Source organism: Photobacterium pectinilyticum (genome assembly GCF_024357955.1).
Taxonomy (GTDB): Bacteria; Pseudomonadota; Gammaproteobacteria; order Enterobacterales; family Vibrionaceae; genus Photobacterium; species Photobacterium pectinilyticum.
The window spans coordinates 20457-34172 of the sequence record NZ_JANEYT010000050.1; the positions used below are offsets into that span (position 1 = coordinate 20457).

Consider the following 13716-nt stretch of genomic DNA (forward strand, 5'->3'; position numbering starts at 1 on the left):
CTTACTTAGAGTAAAGCTCGACGATCAGGTGTTCGTTGATGTCGGCAGACAAATCAGAACGTTCTGGAAGGCGCTTGAAAGTACCTTCTAGCTTGCTGCTGTCTACTTCGACCCAAGTCGGTAGTTCACGCTGAGTAGCAACTTCTAGAGCTGCTTTGATGCGTGCTTGGTTCTTAGCTTTCTCGCGAATGCTAACAACGTCGTTTGCCGCTACCTTGAAAGAAGGAACGTTTACGACTTGACCGTTAACTAGGATCGCTTTGTGGCTTACCAGCTGACGTGATTCAGCGCGTGTTGCACCGAAACCCATGCGGTAAACTACGTTATCTAGACGACCTTCAAGAAGCTGAAGCAGGTTTTCACCTGTGTTGCCCTTAATGCGAGCTGCTTCTTTGTAGTAGTTACGGAATTGCTTTTCTAGTACGCCGTAAGTACGACGAACTTTTTGTTTCTCGCGAAGCTGTACGCCGTAGTCTGATAGACGACCGCGACGAGCACCATGCACACCAGGTGCATTGTCGATTTTACACTTGGTATCAATCGCGCGTACACCAGACTTAAGGAATAAGTCTGTGCCTTCGCGACGGCTAAGCTTCAGCTTAGGACCCAAATATCTTGCCATGTTCTTTCTCCAGTTTTCCTAAAAACGAAACGTTATACGCGACGTTTCTTAGGTGGACGACAACCGTTATGAGGGATCGGAGTCGCATCAACAATGTTAGTGATACGGAAACCCGCTGCGTTTAGAGCGCGGATAGTTGACTCACGACCAGGACCTGGGCCCTTAACCATAACTTCTAGGTTCTTAACGCCATATTCTTTGGCCATTTCACCACAACGCTCAGCAGCAACCTGTGCAGCGAACGGAGTAGATTTACGAGAACCACGGAAACCTGAACCACCTGCAGTTGCCCAAGATAGAGCGTTACCCTGACGGTCAGTAATGGTTACGATTGTGTTATTGAAAGAAGCATGGATGTGCGCAACGCCATCTGCTACTTGCTTGCGTACGCGCTTACGCGCGCGAGTTGGTTGTTTAGCCATTGTACTCTCTACCTTACCCGATTATTTTTTGATCGGCTTGCGCGGACCCTTACGGGTACGAGCGTTGGTTTTAGTACGCTGTCCACGTAGTGGTAGACTGCGACGATGACGAAGACCACGGTAACAACCAAGGTCCATAAGACGCTTGATGTTCATGGAAACTTCACGACGTAGATCACCTTCTACAGTGTACTTAGCTACACCATCACGCAGTAGATCGATCTGCTCTTCAGTTAGTTCACTGATCTTAACATCTTCAGCAATACCCACTTCAGCTAGAATAGCTTGAGAGCGAGTTTTACCAATGCCGTAGATCGCTGTAAGAGCGATTACAGAATGTTTTTGATCAGGAATGTTAATGCCTGCAATACGGGCCACTATTCACTCCTAGTACTTTTCAAGAATAACCGCTGCAAAGCCCGTCTAGGATACGCAGCGGTGGAACAATTCTTTTGCACACACAAAAGATTGGTTGGCTAATTTAGCCAACCTACCTTCAATTTGCAAGAAATATTTCTGCTAATTAGCCTTGGCGTTGTTTATGCTTTGGCTCACTGCAAATCACACGCACAACACCGTTGCGCTTGATAACTTTACAGTTACGGCAGATTTTCTTAACGGAAGCACGAACTTTCATTGCTAAACTCCGTAATTAGGATCTTAACGGCCTGAGCCCTTAAGATTAGCCTTTTTCAAAACAGACTCATATTGTTGAGACATCAAATGTGTCTGAACTTGAGCCATGAAGTCCATGATAACTACAACTACGATCAGTAGTGAAGTACCGCCAAAATAGAAGCGGACGTTCCATGCAATCATCATAAACTCGGGGATCAGACAGATAAAGGTGATATATAACGCGCCAGCCAATGTCAGGCGTGTCATCACTTTATCTATATATTTCGCGGTCTGCTCTCCCGGGCGAATACCAGGTACGAATGCACCAGACTTCTTCAAGTTATCAGCTGTCTCGCGAGGGTTAAACACCAACGCGGTATAGAAGAAACAGAAGAAAATAATCGCAGCAGCATAAAGCATCACATAAAGTGGCTGACCTGGGCTTAGTGCCAGTGAAATATCACTTAGCCAACCTAGGTTTTCATTCTGACCGAACCACTGAGCCAGTGTGCCCGGGAACAGAATAATGCTTGATGCAAAAATCGCTGGAATTACCCCTGCCATGTTTATTTTCAACGGCAGGTGAGTGCTCTGCGCAGCAAAAACACGACGGCCTTGCTGACGTTTAGCGTAGTTAACGACGATACGACGCTGACCACGTTCCATGAACACTACAAAGTAAATGACAGCGAAAGAAATCACTGCAATCAATAGTAGAAGAAGTACGTGCAATTCACCTTGACGCGCTTGCTCCACTGTCTGTCCAATAGCTGGCGGCAAACCTGCAACGATACCGGTGAAAATAATCACAGATATACCGTTACCTATGCCACGCTCCGTAATCTGTTCACCCAACCACATCAAGAACATGGTACCGGTAACCAAACTGACGACCGCAACAAAGTAGAATCCAAGGCCAGGGTTAATAACCAGACCCGGAATCATACTTGGTAACCCCGTTGCAATACCAATTGCTTGGAAGGTTGCCAAAACAAGCGTGCCGTAACGGGTGTACTGGCTAATCTTGCGACGACCAGACTCCCCTTCCTTCTTCAACTCGGCTAATGCCGGGTGAACAACCGTCAGCAGCTGGATAATGATCGATGCCGAGATATACGGCATGATACCCAGTGCTAAGATGGAAGCACGCTCAAGTGCACCGCCAGAGAACATGTTAAACAGTTCAATGACGGTACCCTTTTGCTGTTCGAACAGATCGGCAAGTACAGCAGCGTCAATACCAGGAATAGGCACAAAAGAGCCTGCTCGGAAAATTAAGATAGCACCTAAAACGAATAATAGGCGAACCTTAAGCTCTGCTAGGCCACCTTGGGCGCTACGAAAATCTTGTCCTGGTTGTTTAGCCATCTGTACCTCATCCTCGAGTTAATTATTCCTCGATTTTACCGCCTGCAGCTTCGATAGCAGCTTTAGCGCCTTTAGTCACGCGTAGGCCTTTAACTGTTACAGTGCGAGCAATCTCACCAGAAAGTACAACTTTCACGAACTCAATGTTCTTAGTGATTAGGTTCGCAGCCTTAAGAGTTTCAAGACTTACTACGTCACCTTCAACTTTCGCTAGTTCACCTAGACGAACTTCAGCTGTTACAAGGCTCTTGCGAGAAGTAAAACCGAATTTTGGTAGACGCTGTTTCAAAGGCATTTGACCGCCTTCGAAGCCTGGACGTACAGAACCACCTGAACGTGATTTCTGACCTTTGTGACCACGGCCACAAGTTTTACCCAGACCTGAACCGATACCACGGCCTACGCGCTTCGCAGAAGGCTTAGAACCAGCAGCCGGAGATAGAGTATTCAAACGCATACTGATTACTCCTCAACTTTAACCATGTAGAAAACTTTGTTGATCATACCGCGTACGCACGGTGTGTCTTCAAGTTCTACAGTGTGGTTGATGCGACGAAGGCCTAGGCCACGCAAAGATGCTTTGTGCTTCGGCAAACGACCGATAGAGCTCTTTGTTTGGGTTACTTTAATAGTTTTAGCCATGTCGATTACTCCAGAATTTCTTTAACAGAAAGACCACGCTTAGCAGCGATCATTTCTGGAGAGTTCATTCCACTTAGACCGTCAATTGTTGCGCGAACAACGTTGATTGGGTTAGTAGAACCGTATGCTTTAGCTAGTACGTTACGGATACCCGCAACTTCTAGCACTGCACGCATTGCACCACCGGCGATAATACCAGTACCTTCTGATGCAGGCTGCATGTACACTTTAGAACCAGTGTGGCGACCTTTAACAGCGTGGTGTAGAGTACCGTCGTTTAGTGCAACTGTAACCATGTTACGACGTGCTTTTTCCATCGCTTTCTGGATTGCAGCAGGAACTTCACGTGCCTTACCGTAACCAAAACCGATGCGACCGTTACCGTCACCAACTACTGTTAGTGCAGTAAAGCTGAAAATGCGTCCGCCTTTAACCGTCTTAGATACACGGTTAACAGCGATCAGCTTTTCATTCAAATCTGATTGTGTTTTTTCGTTAGCCATCTTCCGCCTACCTTAGAATTTCAGACCAGCTTCACGAGCAGCTTCTGCTAGAGCAGCTACACGGCCGTGGTATTGGAAACCAGAACGATCGAATGCAACTGTTGAGATGCCTTTTTCAATCGCGCGCTCAGCAATAGCTTTACCTACAGCTGCAGCAGCGTCTTTGTTACCAGTACTCTTAACCTGTTCGCGAATCGCCTTTTCTACGGTAGAAGCGGCAGCGATTACCTCAGAGCCATTTGGTGCGATTACCTGAGCGTACACGTGACGTGGAGTACGGTGTACAACTAGGCGAGTTGCGCCCAGTTCAGCAATCTTACGACGTGCTCGGGTCGCACGACGGATACGAGATGCTTTCTTATCCATAGTGTTACCTTACTTCTTCTTAGCTTCTTTAGTACGCACGATTTCATCGGCGTAACGAACACCTTTGCCTTTGTAAGGCTCAGGGCTACGGTAAGCGCGAATATCAGCCGCTACTTGACCAACAACCTGCTTATCAGTACCAGTTAGTACGATTTCAGTTTGTGATGGACACTCAGCTTTGATACCTGCTGGCAATTCGTGCTCAACTGGGTGAGAGAAGCCTAGAGTTAGTGCTACAGAGTTGCCTTTAATGGCAGCACGGTAACCTACACCCTTCAAAGTAAGCTTCTTAGTATAGCCTTCAGTAACACCAACAACCATGTTGTTAACTAGTGCACGTGCAGTACCTGCTTGTGCCCAAGCCTTGTCGAATCCTTCACGAGGACCGAAAGTGATGGTGTTCTCTTCCTGGGACAATACAACTGCTTCGTTGATAACGCGAACTAGTTCGCCTTTACCACCTTTAACAGTGATTTCCTGACCGTTGAGTTTAACTTCTACGCCGGCAGGAATAACTACTGGTGCTTTTGCAACACGAGACATTTCCTACTCCTATTATGCTACGTAGCAGATAATCTCACCGCCAAGACCCGCTTTGCGAGCAGCGCGGTCGGTCATAAGACCCTTGGAAGTGGATACAACAGCAATACCAAGGCCACCCATCACTGATGGAAGAGCATCTTTTTTCTTGTAGATGCGCAGACCAGGACGTGATACACGTTGGATTTGCTCGATAACTGGGGTAGCTTCGAAGTACTTAAGAGTAACTTCTAGCTCAGGCTTAACTTCACCAGTTACAGTGTAGTCAGCCACAAAACCTTCTTCTTTAAGAAGAGATGCGATAGCAACTTTCATTTTTGAAGATGGCATTTTAACAGCAACTTTTTTCGCTGCCTGACCGTTACGAAGACGGGTCAGCATATCCGAGATCGGATCTTGCATGCTCATAAGTCAATACTCCGTGATTCTAAATGGGATAACTGGGATTACCAGCTAGCCTTACGCAGACCCGGAATCTCGCCTTTCATGCAAGCTTCACGAACCTTGATACGGCTAAGACCAAACTTACGTAGGTAGCCGTGTGGACGTCCAGTCTGGTTACAGCGGTTACGCTGACGAGACTTCGCAGAATCACGTGGTAGTGACTGAAGTTTAAGCACTGCATTCCAGCGATCTTCTTCAGACGCATTCACGTCGCTAATTAGAGCTTTTAGTGCCGCACGCTTTTCAGCGAACTTTACTGCTAGCTTGGCACGTTTAGCTTCGCGTGCCTTCATTGATTCTTTAGCCATTAGTAACCCTTACTTTTACTTACGGAATGGGAAGTTAAAAGCAGACAGTAGAGCATGAGCTTCTTCGTCAGATTTAGCAGAAGTTGTGATAGTGATATCAAGACCACGTACACGATCTACTTTATCGTAATCGATTTCTGGGAAGATGATCTGCTCACGAACGCCCATGCTGTAGTTACCACGACCATCGAATGATTTCGGGTTTAGACCACGGAAATCACGAATACGAGGTACAGCAATTGAAATTAGACGCTCAAAGAAGTCCCACATGCGTTCGCCACGTAGAGTTACTTTACAGCCGATAGGGTAGCCCTCACGGATCTTAAAGCCAGCAACAGACTTACGAGCTACAGTGATTAGCGGCTTCTGACCTGCAATAGCAGTCATGTCAGCAGCAGCATTCTCTAGAAGCTTCTTGTCGTTGATCGCATCGCCCACACCCATGTTAAGTGTGATCTTTTCGATCCTTGGGACTTGCATGATACTCTTGTATTCAAACTTGTCAGCAAGTTCTTTAACTAGAGTCTCTTTGTAGTAATCATGCAGTTTCGCCATTGTACTACTCCAAAAATTACTTGATAGTTTCGCCAGTCGATTTGAAGAAACGAACTTTTTTGCCGTCTTCGAATCGGAAGCCTACACGGTCCGCGTTACCTTCACCGTTAACGATTGCAACGTTAGAAGCGTCAATTGCAGCTTCTTGTTCAACGATGCCACCTTGTACACCCATAGCCGGTACCGGCTTCTGGTGCTTCTTAACAAGGTTGATACCTTCAACGATTACTTTACCGGTTGCTAGAACCTTGGATACTTTACCTTTCTTACCTTTATCTTTACCAGTAAGAACGATAACTTCGTCGTTACGACGGATTTTAGCTGCCATTTGCGTTACTCCTTACAATACTTCAGGCGCAAGTGAAACGATCTTCATGAACTTATCGCCACGAAGCTCACGAGTCACTGGGCCGAAAATACGAGTACCGATAGGTTGCTCAGTGTTGTCGTTCAACAATACGCAAGCATTACGGTCAAAGCGAATGACAGAGCCATCTGGACGACGTACGCCTTTACGAGTGCGCACAACCACCGCTTTCAGAACGTCACCTTTCTTAACTTTACCGCGAGGAATTGCTTCCTTAACAGTAACCTTGATGACATCACCGATATGTGCATAGCGACGGTGTGAACCACCCAGAACCTTAATACACATTACGCTACGAGCGCCGGAGTTATCGGCTGCATCAAGCATACTTTGCATTTGGATCATGTTAGTGCTCCGCTAATTTTAAACATCTTGACCCATCACGAGCCGATTTGCCTTTTCTTCAAAGGCGGCGAATAATAACACCATTTTCGGACGATGGGTAGACAAAAAATGAACGGCCCCAAAATTTTTTCGGGGCCGTTATGTTAAATCGTAGTTAAGTTCGCTTAGATGCGAGCTTTTTCAACTACGCGTACCAGTGTCCAAGACTTAGTCTTAGACAGTGGACGGCACTCACGAACTTCAACAGTATCGCCTTGGCGACATTCGTTGTTTTCGTCATGTGCGTGAAGTTTAGTCGTGCGAGTGATGTACTTACCGTAGATCGGGTGCTTCACTTTACGCTCGATTGCAACAACAATAGACTTATCGCCTTTGTCGCTAACAACACGACCAAGCTGAGTACGAATTTGATCGCTCATTATGCGCCAGCCTTCTCAGTCAGAACGGTTTTAACACGTGCGATATCGCGACGTACTGATTTAAGAGTGTGAGTCTGCTGCAGTTGACCAGTTGCAGCCTGCATACGCAGGTTGAACTGCTCACGCAGTAGGTTCACAAGCTCAGCATTCAGCTCTTCAACGCTTTTAGCGCGCAGATCTTGTGCGTTCATCACATCACCGCCTTAGTTACGAATGTTGTCTTGATAGGTAGCTTACGTGCAGCAAGTTTAAATGCTTCACGTGCTAGCTCTTCAGAAACACCATCCATCTCATACAGAACTTTACCAGGTTGGATTTGTGCTACCCAGTACTCAACGTTACCCTTACCTTTACCTTGACGAACTTCAAGAGGCTTAGATGTAATTGGTTTGTCTGGGAAGATACGAATCCAGATTTGACCCTGACGTTTGATGTGACGAGTCATCGCACGACGCGCTGCTTCGATCTGGCGAGCAGTGATTCGGCCACGGCCGACTGCTTTAAGACCAAATGTACCGAAGCTTACGTCAGTGCCGTTCGCTAGACCGCGGTTACGACCTTTAAAGGTCTTGCGGAATTTAGTGCGTTTAGGTTGCAGCATCTATAAACTCCTTATTTACGGCCTTTGCGCTGCTTCTTAGGCTTGTCAGCCTTTGGCTCTTCTACTGGCATGCCGCCTAGAACTTCACCTTTGAAGATCCAAACTTTAACGCCAATTACACCGTATTGGGTGTGAGCCGAAGAAGTTGCGTAATCAATGTCAGCACGAAGAGTGTGTAGAGGTACACGACCTTCACGGTACCACTCAGAACGTGCGATTTCAGCGCCGCCTAGACGACCGCTTACTTCTACTTTGATACCTTTAGCGCCAAGGCGCATAGCGTTCTGAACTGCACGCTTCATAGCGCGACGGAACATAACGCGACGCTCTAGCTGAGACGAAATGCTGTCTGCTACTAGTTTGCCGTCTAGCTCAGGCTTACGTACTTCCGCGATGTTGATCTGTGCTGGAACACCAGCGATCTTTGAAACGCGAGCACGTAGTTTCTCAACGTCTTCGCCTTTCTTACCGATAACAACGCCTGGACGAGCAGTGTGAATAGTCACACGGATGCTCTTAGCAGGACGCTCGATAACGATACGTGAAAGAGACGCTTTTGCTAGTTCCTTAGTAAGGAACTGACGTACCTTGAAGTCGCCGTCTAGGTTGTCAGCGAACTCTTGGCTGTTAGCAAACCAAGTGGTATTCCATGGCTTAACGATGCCAAGACGAATACCATTAGGATGTACTTTTTGACCCATTGCTTTCTCTCCTAGTCTCTTAGCGGTCTGCTACAACAACAGTGATGTGGCTAGAACGCTTCAAGATGCGATCGGCACGGCCTTTAGCACGAGGCATAATACGCTTCATGGTAGGACCTTCGTCAACGAAGATTTTAGCTACTGATAGATCATCAATATCTGCGCCTTCGTTGTGTTCTGCGTTAGCGATAGCTGACTCTAGAACTTTCTTGATTAGATCAGCAGCTTTTTTGTTGCTGAACTGAAGAATTTCTAGAGCTTGAGCAACTGGCTTACCGCGCAGTTGATCTGCAACCAAACGAGCTTTCTGCGGCGAAATGCGAGCAAAGCGATGTTTAGCGATAGCTTCCATTACTTACTCCTTAGCGCTTCTTAGCTTTCTTATCCGCAGCATGGCCGCGGTAAGTGCGTGTTGGTGCAAATTCGCCTAGCTTGTGACCGATCATTTCTTCAGAAACGAAAACAGGAACGTGCTGACGACCATTATGGACAGCGATGGTCAAACCGATCATCTGAGGGATGATCATTGAGCGACGGGACCAAGTCTTTACAGGCTTCTTGTCACCGCTTTCCAACGCTTTCTCTACCTTCTTCAGCAAGTGTAGGTCAATAAATGGACCTTTCTTGAGAGAACGTGGCATGGCGTATCCTCTTTAAAATTACTTGTTACGACGACGTACGATGTACTTGTCGGTACGCTTGTTCTTACGAGTCTTGTAACCCTTAGTTGGAACACCCCAAGGTGTAACAGGGTGACGGCCACCAGAAGTACGGCCTTCACCACCACCGTGTGGGTGGTCAACTGGGTTCATTACAACACCACGTACAGTTGGACGAACACCGCGCCAACGTGAAGCACCAGCTTTACCTAGCTCACGTAGCATGTGTTCTGCATTACCAACTTCACCTAGGGTCGCACGACCTTCAGAAAGAACTTTACGCATTTCACCAGAACGTAGACGTAGAGTCACATAAGTGCCTGCACGTGCAATGATCTGAGCGTATGCACCAGCTGAACGAGCCAGCTGAGCACCTTTACCAGGCTTAAGCTCAACACAGTGTACTGTTGAACCTACAGGGATGTTGCGCATTGGTAGTGTGTTACCAACTTTGATAGCAGCATCTGCGCCAGACTGGATAGTGTCACCTGCCTGAATACCTTTAGGTGCGATAATGTAGCGGCGCTCACCGTCTGCGTACAGAACTAGAGCAATGTTTGCGCTACGGTTTGGATCGTATTCTAGACGCTCAACTTTCGCTGGGATACCGTCTTTAGTACGTTTAAAATCGATGATACGGTAAGCATTTTTGTTACCACCACCGATGTGACGTACTGTAATACGACCGTTGTTGTTACGACCACCTGACTTAGATTTTTTCTCTAGTAGTGGTGCGTACGGCTTACCCTTATGCAGGTCAGAGTTAACCACTTTAACTACGTGGCGACGACCTGGGGAAGTCGGCTTACATTTTACAATAGCCATTCTTCTTTGCTCCTAGCCTTACTCTGCACTGCCAGCGAAGTCGATGTCTTGACCTTCTTTCAGGATAACGTAGGCTTTCTTAACGTCTGAACGACGGCCTTGACGCATACCTTGACGCTTGGTCTTACCCTTAGTGATAAGAGTATTTACAGACTTAACTTCAACCTCGAACAGTTTTTCAACTGCTGCTTTGATCTCTTTCTTTGTTGCATCTTTAGCTACTTTGAATACGATAGTGTTACCGTTTTCAGCAGCCATAGTTGCTTTTTCAGAAATGTGCGGAGCACGTAGAACTTTTAAAATACGCTCTTCAGTGATCATGCTAGCATCTCCTCAACTGCTTTAACTGCTGCTGCAGTCATCACAACTTTATCGAAAGCGATCAAGCTAACTGGGTCAATTGCCTTCGCGTCACGTACGTCTACTTTGTATAGGTTACGTGCAGCTAGGAATAGATTCTCATCTAGTTCGCCAGTTACGATCAGCGCATCAGTTAGCTCAAGCTCAGAAAGCTTAGCTACTAGCGCTTTAGTTTTAGGTGCTTCTACAGAGAACTCATCAACAACGATTAGACGCTCTTGACGAACTAGCTCAGAAAGAATGCTCTTCATAGCACCGCGGTACATTTTCTTGTTAACTTTCTGGCTGTGGTCCTGTGGACGAGCAGCGAAAGTTACACCACCGGTACGCCATAGCGGGCTACGGATTGTACCTGCACGAGCGCGACCTGTACCTTTCTGGCGCCATGGTTTAGCACCACCACCAGAAACGTCAGAACGAGTCTTCTGAGCACGAGTACCTTGACGAGCACCTGCTGCAAAAGCAACAACTACTTGGTGTACAAGCGCTTCATTGAAGTCACGCCCAAAAGTAGTTTCGGAGACAGTTAGCGCATCAGCGCCTTTGACTACCAATTCCATTACTAACTCCTCGACGTTACGCTTTAACAGCTGGTTTGACGATCACGTTGCCACCTGTTGAGCCTGGTACTGCACCTTTAATAAGAAGCAGGTTACGCTCAGCGTCAACACGTACGATCTCTAGGTTTTGAGTCGTTACACGCTCAGCACCCATGTGACCAGCCATTTTCTTGCCTTTAAATACGCGACCTGGAGTTTGACATTGGCCAATTGAACCCGGAGCGCGGTGAGACAAGGAGTTACCGTGAGTCATATCTTGAGTACGGAAGTTCCAGCGCTTAACAGCACCTTGGAAACCTTTACCCTTAGATGTACCAGTAACGTCTACTTTTTTAATTTCGTTGAACAGCTCAACAGTTAGCTCAGCGCCAACAGCGAACTCTTCGTTGTTCTCTAGACGGAATTCCCAAAGACCGCGACCTGCTTCAACACCTGCTTTCGCAAAGTGGCCAGCTTCTGGCTTAGAAACACGGTTAGCTTTCTTTGAACCAGTAGTTACCTGGATTGCGTTGTAGCCGTCAGTTTCTACAGATTTAACCTGAGAAACGCGGTTAGCTTCAACTTCAACCACAGTTACTGGGATAGAAACGCCATCTTCGGTAAATACGCGGGTCATGCCCACTTTACGACCGATTAGACCAATCATTCTCTTATCTCCTCTTAACCTAGGCTGATCTGGACATCAACGCCAGCAGCTAGATCTAGACGCATAAGAGCGTCAACAGTTTTGTCTGTTGGCTCAACGATGTCGATAAGGCGCTTGTGAGTACGAATTTCGTACTGGTCACGTGCGTCCTTATTAACGTGAGGAGATACAAGAACAGTGAAGCGCTCTTTGCGAGTAGGTAGAGGGATTGGACCCTTAACCTGCGCGCCAGTACGCTTAGCTGTTTCAACGATTTCCGCAGTCGACTGATCGATCAAGCGGTGATCGAACGCCTTAAGGCGGATACGAATACGTTGGTTCTGCATGAGACAGAGCTCCAATAATAAAAATTACACAAACAATATCGCCACTCAACCTCGTATAGACGAGAGAATGCCGATTGATTTATGTGAACGTAGTATCCCTATCGGATACATTGTCAGTCAATCTAATGACTGCGAACATAAGTCAGAGTATACATTTCTAAGCCGCTCAGCAGCTTCTTCCTCAACGCTTATTGGTTCACAACCGCACTTACAAGAACTTATATCCTCAGGCAGTGGAGGGCATTATACAGATCACAGTTTCGAACGCAACCCTTGTCGGAAAATTAAACAAAGATGAGGCTAAGATGTTGTTGCGATGGGCTTAACTTTTTAGTTCCGCTCTTGCTCCTCTACACATATAAAAAATCCCTGCTCAAGAGCAAGGATTCATAAATATGCATGGAGTTCCCCTACCCCTCATCTTCGTCGATGATCTGGGCCTGGTTGTAATTGGCAATCCCGACTTTTTCTATCAGCCCGAGTTGGGTTTCGAGCCAGTCGACATGTTCCTCTTCATCTTCGAGGATATCTTGGAACAAGTCGCGTGATACATAATCCCTTACCTCTTCTGAGTAAGCAATAGCATCACGCAGATCTGGAATAGCGGCCATCTCCAATGCCAAGTCACACTCGAGCATCTCCTGAGTATCTTCGCCGATATTGAGCTTGCCGAGATCTTGCAAGTTGGGCAACCCTTCGAGAAACAAGATACGTTCGATTAAATGATCCGCGTGGTTCATCTCGTCTATCGACTCGTGGTATTCCTTATCGGCAAGATGTTTCAAGCCCCAGTCTTTGTACATTCGGGCATGGAGGAAATACTGATTAATGGCGACCAATTCGTTGCCGAGGACTTTGTTGAGGTGTTGGATGATTTTCGGATCAGCTTTCATTGCAAAACGCTCCTCTGTCAGTTCACATAAGCATAGAACTGATTAGAAGAGTGTCAAAAGACACGATGTGATAAAGCCGTTATTAACTGGCTTTTTTGTACTGGATGATAGTTACCTGCTCAAGCACTTCCTTCGCTTGGCGGATACACTTACCACACTGCGAGCCAAGGGGGGTAACTTGGCGGATCCCGCGGATATCGCTGATCCCATGCTGCTCAGCCAGCTTCATGATTTTTTTATCGGAAATTCCGTGGCACAAGCAAACGTACATCGTCTCACCATCATCGCAATACAATGGAAAGAATATAAACAAGAATTGTTTGCATTACCAGTTACAATCATCTTACTTATTAGAACAATTTGGTGTTTAAGATAATAGGTTTATTCTTTAAAGAAATATAACTACAGAGGAGTAAGCCAATCAAGGCAGTAGCTTTAATTTTAGATGCGAGAGAAAAACAAAAAGGGAGCCGAAGCTCCCTTTTTTAGTACAGAGTTTGTACTAAGCGTTATTAAGCAACGATAGTTGCAACAACACCAGCACCAACTGTACGGCCACCTTCACGGATAGCAAAACGTAGACCTTCGTCCATCGCGATAGGTGCGATTAGAGTAACAGTCATAGA

General features: G+C 46.6%; 29 protein-coding genes. All 29 read right to left on the reverse strand.

What is annotated here, in order from left to right; all coding sequences use genetic code 11:
- Nucleotide 1: 1 nt before the first annotated feature.
- Nucleotides 2-622 carry a 30S ribosomal protein S4 gene (gene rpsD, locus NHN17_RS17965; protein WP_107349870.1) on the reverse strand — a complete coding sequence of 207 codons (621 nt, stop codon included), beginning with the start codon at nucleotides 620-622 and terminating at the stop codon, nucleotides 2-4.
- Between the two features lie 32 nt (nucleotides 623-654).
- Nucleotides 655-1044 carry a 30S ribosomal protein S11 gene (gene rpsK, locus NHN17_RS17970; protein ID WP_005370963.1) on the reverse strand — a complete coding sequence of 130 codons (390 nt, stop codon included), beginning with the start codon at nucleotides 1042-1044 and terminating at the stop codon, nucleotides 655-657.
- A gap of 21 nt (nucleotides 1045-1065) precedes the next feature.
- The gene (rpsM, locus tag NHN17_RS17975; RefSeq protein WP_107349869.1) at nucleotides 1066-1422 is read right to left on the reverse strand and encodes a 30S ribosomal protein S13; all 357 of its coding nucleotides are present in this window, start codon (nucleotides 1420-1422) and stop codon (nucleotides 1066-1068) included.
- 145 nt (nucleotides 1423-1567) lie between these two features.
- Complete coding sequence (gene rpmJ / locus NHN17_RS17980; protein WP_000868186.1) at nucleotides 1568-1681, reverse strand: 50S ribosomal protein L36; 114 nt, start codon at nucleotides 1679-1681, stop codon at nucleotides 1568-1570.
- 23 nt (nucleotides 1682-1704) lie between these two features.
- On the reverse strand, nucleotides 1705-3030 hold the full coding sequence (gene secY / locus NHN17_RS17985) for a preprotein translocase subunit SecY (protein WP_255044039.1): 1326 nt from the start codon (nucleotides 3028-3030) through the stop codon (nucleotides 1705-1707).
- Nucleotides 3031-3052: 22 nt separating this feature from the next.
- Nucleotides 3053-3487, reverse strand: coding sequence for a 50S ribosomal protein L15 (gene rplO / locus NHN17_RS17990; protein WP_107349867.1), 435 nt, complete (start codon nucleotides 3485-3487; stop codon nucleotides 3053-3055).
- A gap of 5 nt (nucleotides 3488-3492) precedes the next feature.
- Nucleotides 3493-3672: a 50S ribosomal protein L30 gene (gene rpmD / locus NHN17_RS17995; RefSeq protein ID WP_107349866.1), complete on the reverse strand. Its 180-nt coding sequence runs from the start codon at nucleotides 3670-3672 to the stop codon at nucleotides 3493-3495.
- A gap of 5 nt (nucleotides 3673-3677) precedes the next feature.
- Entirely contained in the window at nucleotides 3678-4175 is a 498-nt protein-coding gene (gene rpsE / locus NHN17_RS18000) for a 30S ribosomal protein S5 (protein WP_107349865.1), read from the reverse strand.
- Nucleotides 4176-4187: 12 nt separating this feature from the next.
- The gene (rplR, locus tag NHN17_RS18005) at nucleotides 4188-4541 is read right to left on the reverse strand and encodes a 50S ribosomal protein L18 (protein WP_107272038.1); all 354 of its coding nucleotides are present in this window, start codon (nucleotides 4539-4541) and stop codon (nucleotides 4188-4190) included.
- 9 nt (nucleotides 4542-4550) lie between these two features.
- A complete protein-coding gene (gene rplF, locus NHN17_RS18010; RefSeq protein ID WP_036816283.1) occupies nucleotides 4551-5084 on the reverse strand; it encodes a 50S ribosomal protein L6 in 534 nt (177 codons plus the stop codon).
- A gap of 12 nt (nucleotides 5085-5096) precedes the next feature.
- On the reverse strand, nucleotides 5097-5489 hold the full coding sequence (gene rpsH, locus NHN17_RS18015; protein WP_255044040.1) for a 30S ribosomal protein S8: 393 nt from the start codon (nucleotides 5487-5489) through the stop codon (nucleotides 5097-5099).
- Between the two features lie 38 nt (nucleotides 5490-5527).
- Entirely contained in the window at nucleotides 5528-5833 is a 306-nt protein-coding gene (gene rpsN / locus NHN17_RS18020; RefSeq protein ID WP_107299061.1) for a 30S ribosomal protein S14, read from the reverse strand.
- 15 nt (nucleotides 5834-5848) lie between these two features.
- Entirely contained in the window at nucleotides 5849-6388 is a 540-nt protein-coding gene (gene rplE, locus NHN17_RS18025) for a 50S ribosomal protein L5 (RefSeq protein ID WP_255044041.1), read from the reverse strand.
- A gap of 16 nt (nucleotides 6389-6404) precedes the next feature.
- Complete coding sequence (rplX, locus tag NHN17_RS18030) at nucleotides 6405-6716, reverse strand: 50S ribosomal protein L24 (RefSeq protein ID WP_107349862.1); 312 nt, start codon at nucleotides 6714-6716, stop codon at nucleotides 6405-6407.
- Nucleotides 6717-6728: 12 nt separating this feature from the next.
- A complete protein-coding gene (gene rplN, locus NHN17_RS18035) occupies nucleotides 6729-7100 on the reverse strand; it encodes a 50S ribosomal protein L14 (RefSeq protein ID WP_004410450.1) in 372 nt (123 codons plus the stop codon).
- A 164-nt stretch (nucleotides 7101-7264) separates the two neighbouring features.
- Nucleotides 7265-7519, reverse strand: coding sequence for a 30S ribosomal protein S17 (gene rpsQ, locus NHN17_RS18040; RefSeq protein WP_107349861.1), 255 nt, complete (start codon nucleotides 7517-7519; stop codon nucleotides 7265-7267).
- On the reverse strand, nucleotides 7519-7710 hold the full coding sequence (gene rpmC / locus NHN17_RS18045; protein ID WP_107349860.1) for a 50S ribosomal protein L29: 192 nt from the start codon (nucleotides 7708-7710) through the stop codon (nucleotides 7519-7521). The genes rpsQ and rpmC overlap by 1 nt, the downstream gene beginning before the upstream one ends.
- On the reverse strand, nucleotides 7710-8120 hold the full coding sequence (gene rplP / locus NHN17_RS18050) for a 50S ribosomal protein L16 (RefSeq protein ID WP_255044042.1): 411 nt from the start codon (nucleotides 8118-8120) through the stop codon (nucleotides 7710-7712). The genes rpmC and rplP overlap by 1 nt, the downstream gene beginning before the upstream one ends.
- A gap of 11 nt (nucleotides 8121-8131) precedes the next feature.
- The gene (gene rpsC, locus NHN17_RS18055) at nucleotides 8132-8821 is read right to left on the reverse strand and encodes a 30S ribosomal protein S3 (RefSeq protein ID WP_107299058.1); all 690 of its coding nucleotides are present in this window, start codon (nucleotides 8819-8821) and stop codon (nucleotides 8132-8134) included.
- Nucleotides 8822-8840: 19 nt separating this feature from the next.
- Nucleotides 8841-9173: a 50S ribosomal protein L22 gene (gene rplV, locus NHN17_RS18060; RefSeq protein ID WP_007469139.1), complete on the reverse strand. Its 333-nt coding sequence runs from the start codon at nucleotides 9171-9173 to the stop codon at nucleotides 8841-8843.
- 10 nt (nucleotides 9174-9183) lie between these two features.
- A complete protein-coding gene (rpsS, locus tag NHN17_RS18065; protein WP_005302795.1) occupies nucleotides 9184-9462 on the reverse strand; it encodes a 30S ribosomal protein S19 in 279 nt (92 codons plus the stop codon).
- A gap of 18 nt (nucleotides 9463-9480) precedes the next feature.
- Nucleotides 9481-10305 (reverse strand): 50S ribosomal protein L2, encoded by an 825-nt coding sequence (gene rplB / locus NHN17_RS18070; RefSeq protein WP_255044043.1) that lies wholly within the window; start codon nucleotides 10303-10305, stop codon nucleotides 9481-9483.
- Between the two features lie 18 nt (nucleotides 10306-10323).
- Nucleotides 10324-10626 carry a 50S ribosomal protein L23 gene (gene rplW / locus NHN17_RS18075; RefSeq protein WP_039465430.1) on the reverse strand — a complete coding sequence of 101 codons (303 nt, stop codon included), beginning with the start codon at nucleotides 10624-10626 and terminating at the stop codon, nucleotides 10324-10326.
- On the reverse strand, nucleotides 10623-11225 hold the full coding sequence (gene rplD, locus NHN17_RS18080) for a 50S ribosomal protein L4 (protein ID WP_255044044.1): 603 nt from the start codon (nucleotides 11223-11225) through the stop codon (nucleotides 10623-10625). The genes rplW and rplD overlap by 4 nt, the downstream gene beginning before the upstream one ends.
- A gap of 16 nt (nucleotides 11226-11241) precedes the next feature.
- On the reverse strand, nucleotides 11242-11871 hold the full coding sequence (rplC, locus tag NHN17_RS18085) for a 50S ribosomal protein L3 (protein ID WP_255044045.1): 630 nt from the start codon (nucleotides 11869-11871) through the stop codon (nucleotides 11242-11244).
- A gap of 14 nt (nucleotides 11872-11885) precedes the next feature.
- The gene (rpsJ, locus tag NHN17_RS18090) at nucleotides 11886-12197 is read right to left on the reverse strand and encodes a 30S ribosomal protein S10 (RefSeq protein WP_107299054.1); all 312 of its coding nucleotides are present in this window, start codon (nucleotides 12195-12197) and stop codon (nucleotides 11886-11888) included.
- 410 nt (nucleotides 12198-12607) lie between these two features.
- On the reverse strand, nucleotides 12608-13090 hold the full coding sequence (bfr, locus tag NHN17_RS18095) for a bacterioferritin (RefSeq protein ID WP_255044046.1): 483 nt from the start codon (nucleotides 13088-13090) through the stop codon (nucleotides 12608-12610).
- 82 nt (nucleotides 13091-13172) lie between these two features.
- A complete protein-coding gene (bfd, locus tag NHN17_RS18100; protein ID WP_255044047.1) occupies nucleotides 13173-13361 on the reverse strand; it encodes a bacterioferritin-associated ferredoxin in 189 nt (62 codons plus the stop codon).
- Nucleotides 13362-13602: 241 nt separating this feature from the next.
- The coding region (locus tag NHN17_RS18105; RefSeq protein ID WP_477646136.1) for an EF-Tu C-terminal domain-related protein at nucleotides 13603-13716 on the reverse strand (114 nt) is incomplete at its 5' end.

What these genes read in the sequence shown, in the direction of transcription:
- rpsD (WP_107349870.1), bottom strand. Translation starts at nt 622, where the DNA reads ATGGCAAGATATTTGGGTCCTAAGCTGAAGCTTAGCCGTCGCGAAGGC.
- rpsK (WP_005370963.1), bottom strand. Translation starts at nt 1,044, where the DNA reads ATGGCTAAACAACCAACTCGCGCGCGTAAGCGCGTACGCAAGCAAGTA.
- rpmJ (WP_000868186.1), bottom strand. Translation starts at nt 1,681, where the DNA reads ATGAAAGTTCGTGCTTCCGTTAAGAAAATCTGCCGTAACTGTAAAGTT.
- secY (WP_255044039.1), bottom strand. Translation starts at nt 3,030, where the DNA reads ATGGCTAAACAACCAGGACAAGATTTTCGTAGCGCCCAAGGTGGCCTA.
- rplO (WP_107349867.1), bottom strand. Translation starts at nt 3,487, where the DNA reads ATGCGTTTGAATACTCTATCTCCGGCTGCTGGTTCTAAGCCTTCTGCG.
- rpmD (WP_107349866.1), bottom strand. Translation starts at nt 3,672, where the DNA reads ATGGCTAAAACTATTAAAGTAACCCAAACAAAGAGCTCTATCGGTCGT.
- rpsE (WP_107349865.1), bottom strand. Translation starts at nt 4,175, where the DNA reads ATGGCTAACGAAAAAACACAATCAGATTTGAATGAAAAGCTGATCGCT.
- rplR (WP_107272038.1), bottom strand. Translation starts at nt 4,541, where the DNA reads ATGGATAAGAAAGCATCTCGTATCCGTCGTGCGACCCGAGCACGTCGT.
- rplF (WP_036816283.1), bottom strand. Translation starts at nt 5,084, where the DNA reads ATGTCTCGTGTTGCAAAAGCACCAGTAGTTATTCCTGCCGGCGTAGAA.
- rpsH (WP_255044040.1), bottom strand. Translation starts at nt 5,489, where the DNA reads ATGAGCATGCAAGATCCGATCTCGGATATGCTGACCCGTCTTCGTAAC.
- rpsN (WP_107299061.1), bottom strand. Translation starts at nt 5,833, where the DNA reads ATGGCTAAAGAATCAATGAAGGCACGCGAAGCTAAACGTGCCAAGCTA.
- rplE (WP_255044041.1), bottom strand. Translation starts at nt 6,388, where the DNA reads ATGGCGAAACTGCATGATTACTACAAAGAGACTCTAGTTAAAGAACTT.
- rplX (WP_107349862.1), bottom strand. Translation starts at nt 6,716, where the DNA reads ATGGCAGCTAAAATCCGTCGTAACGACGAAGTTATCGTTCTTACTGGT.
- rplN (WP_004410450.1), bottom strand. Translation starts at nt 7,100, where the DNA reads ATGATCCAAATGCAAAGTATGCTTGATGCAGCCGATAACTCCGGCGCT.
- rpsQ (WP_107349861.1), bottom strand. Translation starts at nt 7,519, where the DNA reads ATGAGCGATCAAATTCGTACTCAGCTTGGTCGTGTTGTTAGCGACAAA.
- rpmC (WP_107349860.1), bottom strand. Translation starts at nt 7,710, where the DNA reads ATGAACGCACAAGATCTGCGCGCTAAAAGCGTTGAAGAGCTGAATGCT.
- rplP (WP_255044042.1), bottom strand. Translation starts at nt 8,120, where the DNA reads ATGCTGCAACCTAAACGCACTAAATTCCGCAAGACCTTTAAAGGTCGT.
- rpsC (WP_107299058.1), bottom strand. Translation starts at nt 8,821, where the DNA reads ATGGGTCAAAAAGTACATCCTAATGGTATTCGTCTTGGCATCGTTAAG.
- rplV (WP_007469139.1), bottom strand. Translation starts at nt 9,173, where the DNA reads ATGGAAGCTATCGCTAAACATCGCTTTGCTCGCATTTCGCCGCAGAAA.
- rpsS (WP_005302795.1), bottom strand. Translation starts at nt 9,462, where the DNA reads ATGCCACGTTCTCTCAAGAAAGGTCCATTTATTGACCTACACTTGCTG.
- rplB (WP_255044043.1), bottom strand. Translation starts at nt 10,305, where the DNA reads ATGGCTATTGTAAAATGTAAGCCGACTTCCCCAGGTCGTCGCCACGTA.
- rplW (WP_039465430.1), bottom strand. Translation starts at nt 10,626, where the DNA reads ATGATCACTGAAGAGCGTATTTTAAAAGTTCTACGTGCTCCGCACATT.
- rplD (WP_255044044.1), bottom strand. Translation starts at nt 11,225, where the DNA reads ATGGAATTGGTAGTCAAAGGCGCTGATGCGCTAACTGTCTCCGAAACT.
- rplC (WP_255044045.1), bottom strand. Translation starts at nt 11,871, where the DNA reads ATGATTGGTCTAATCGGTCGTAAAGTGGGCATGACCCGCGTATTTACC.
- rpsJ (WP_107299054.1), bottom strand. Translation starts at nt 12,197, where the DNA reads ATGCAGAACCAACGTATTCGTATCCGCCTTAAGGCGTTCGATCACCGC.
- bfr (WP_255044046.1), bottom strand. Translation starts at nt 13,090, where the DNA reads ATGAAAGCTGATCCGAAAATCATCCAACACCTCAACAAAGTCCTCGGC.
- bfd (WP_255044047.1), bottom strand. Translation starts at nt 13,361, where the DNA reads ATGTACGTTTGCTTGTGCCACGGAATTTCCGATAAAAAAATCATGAAG.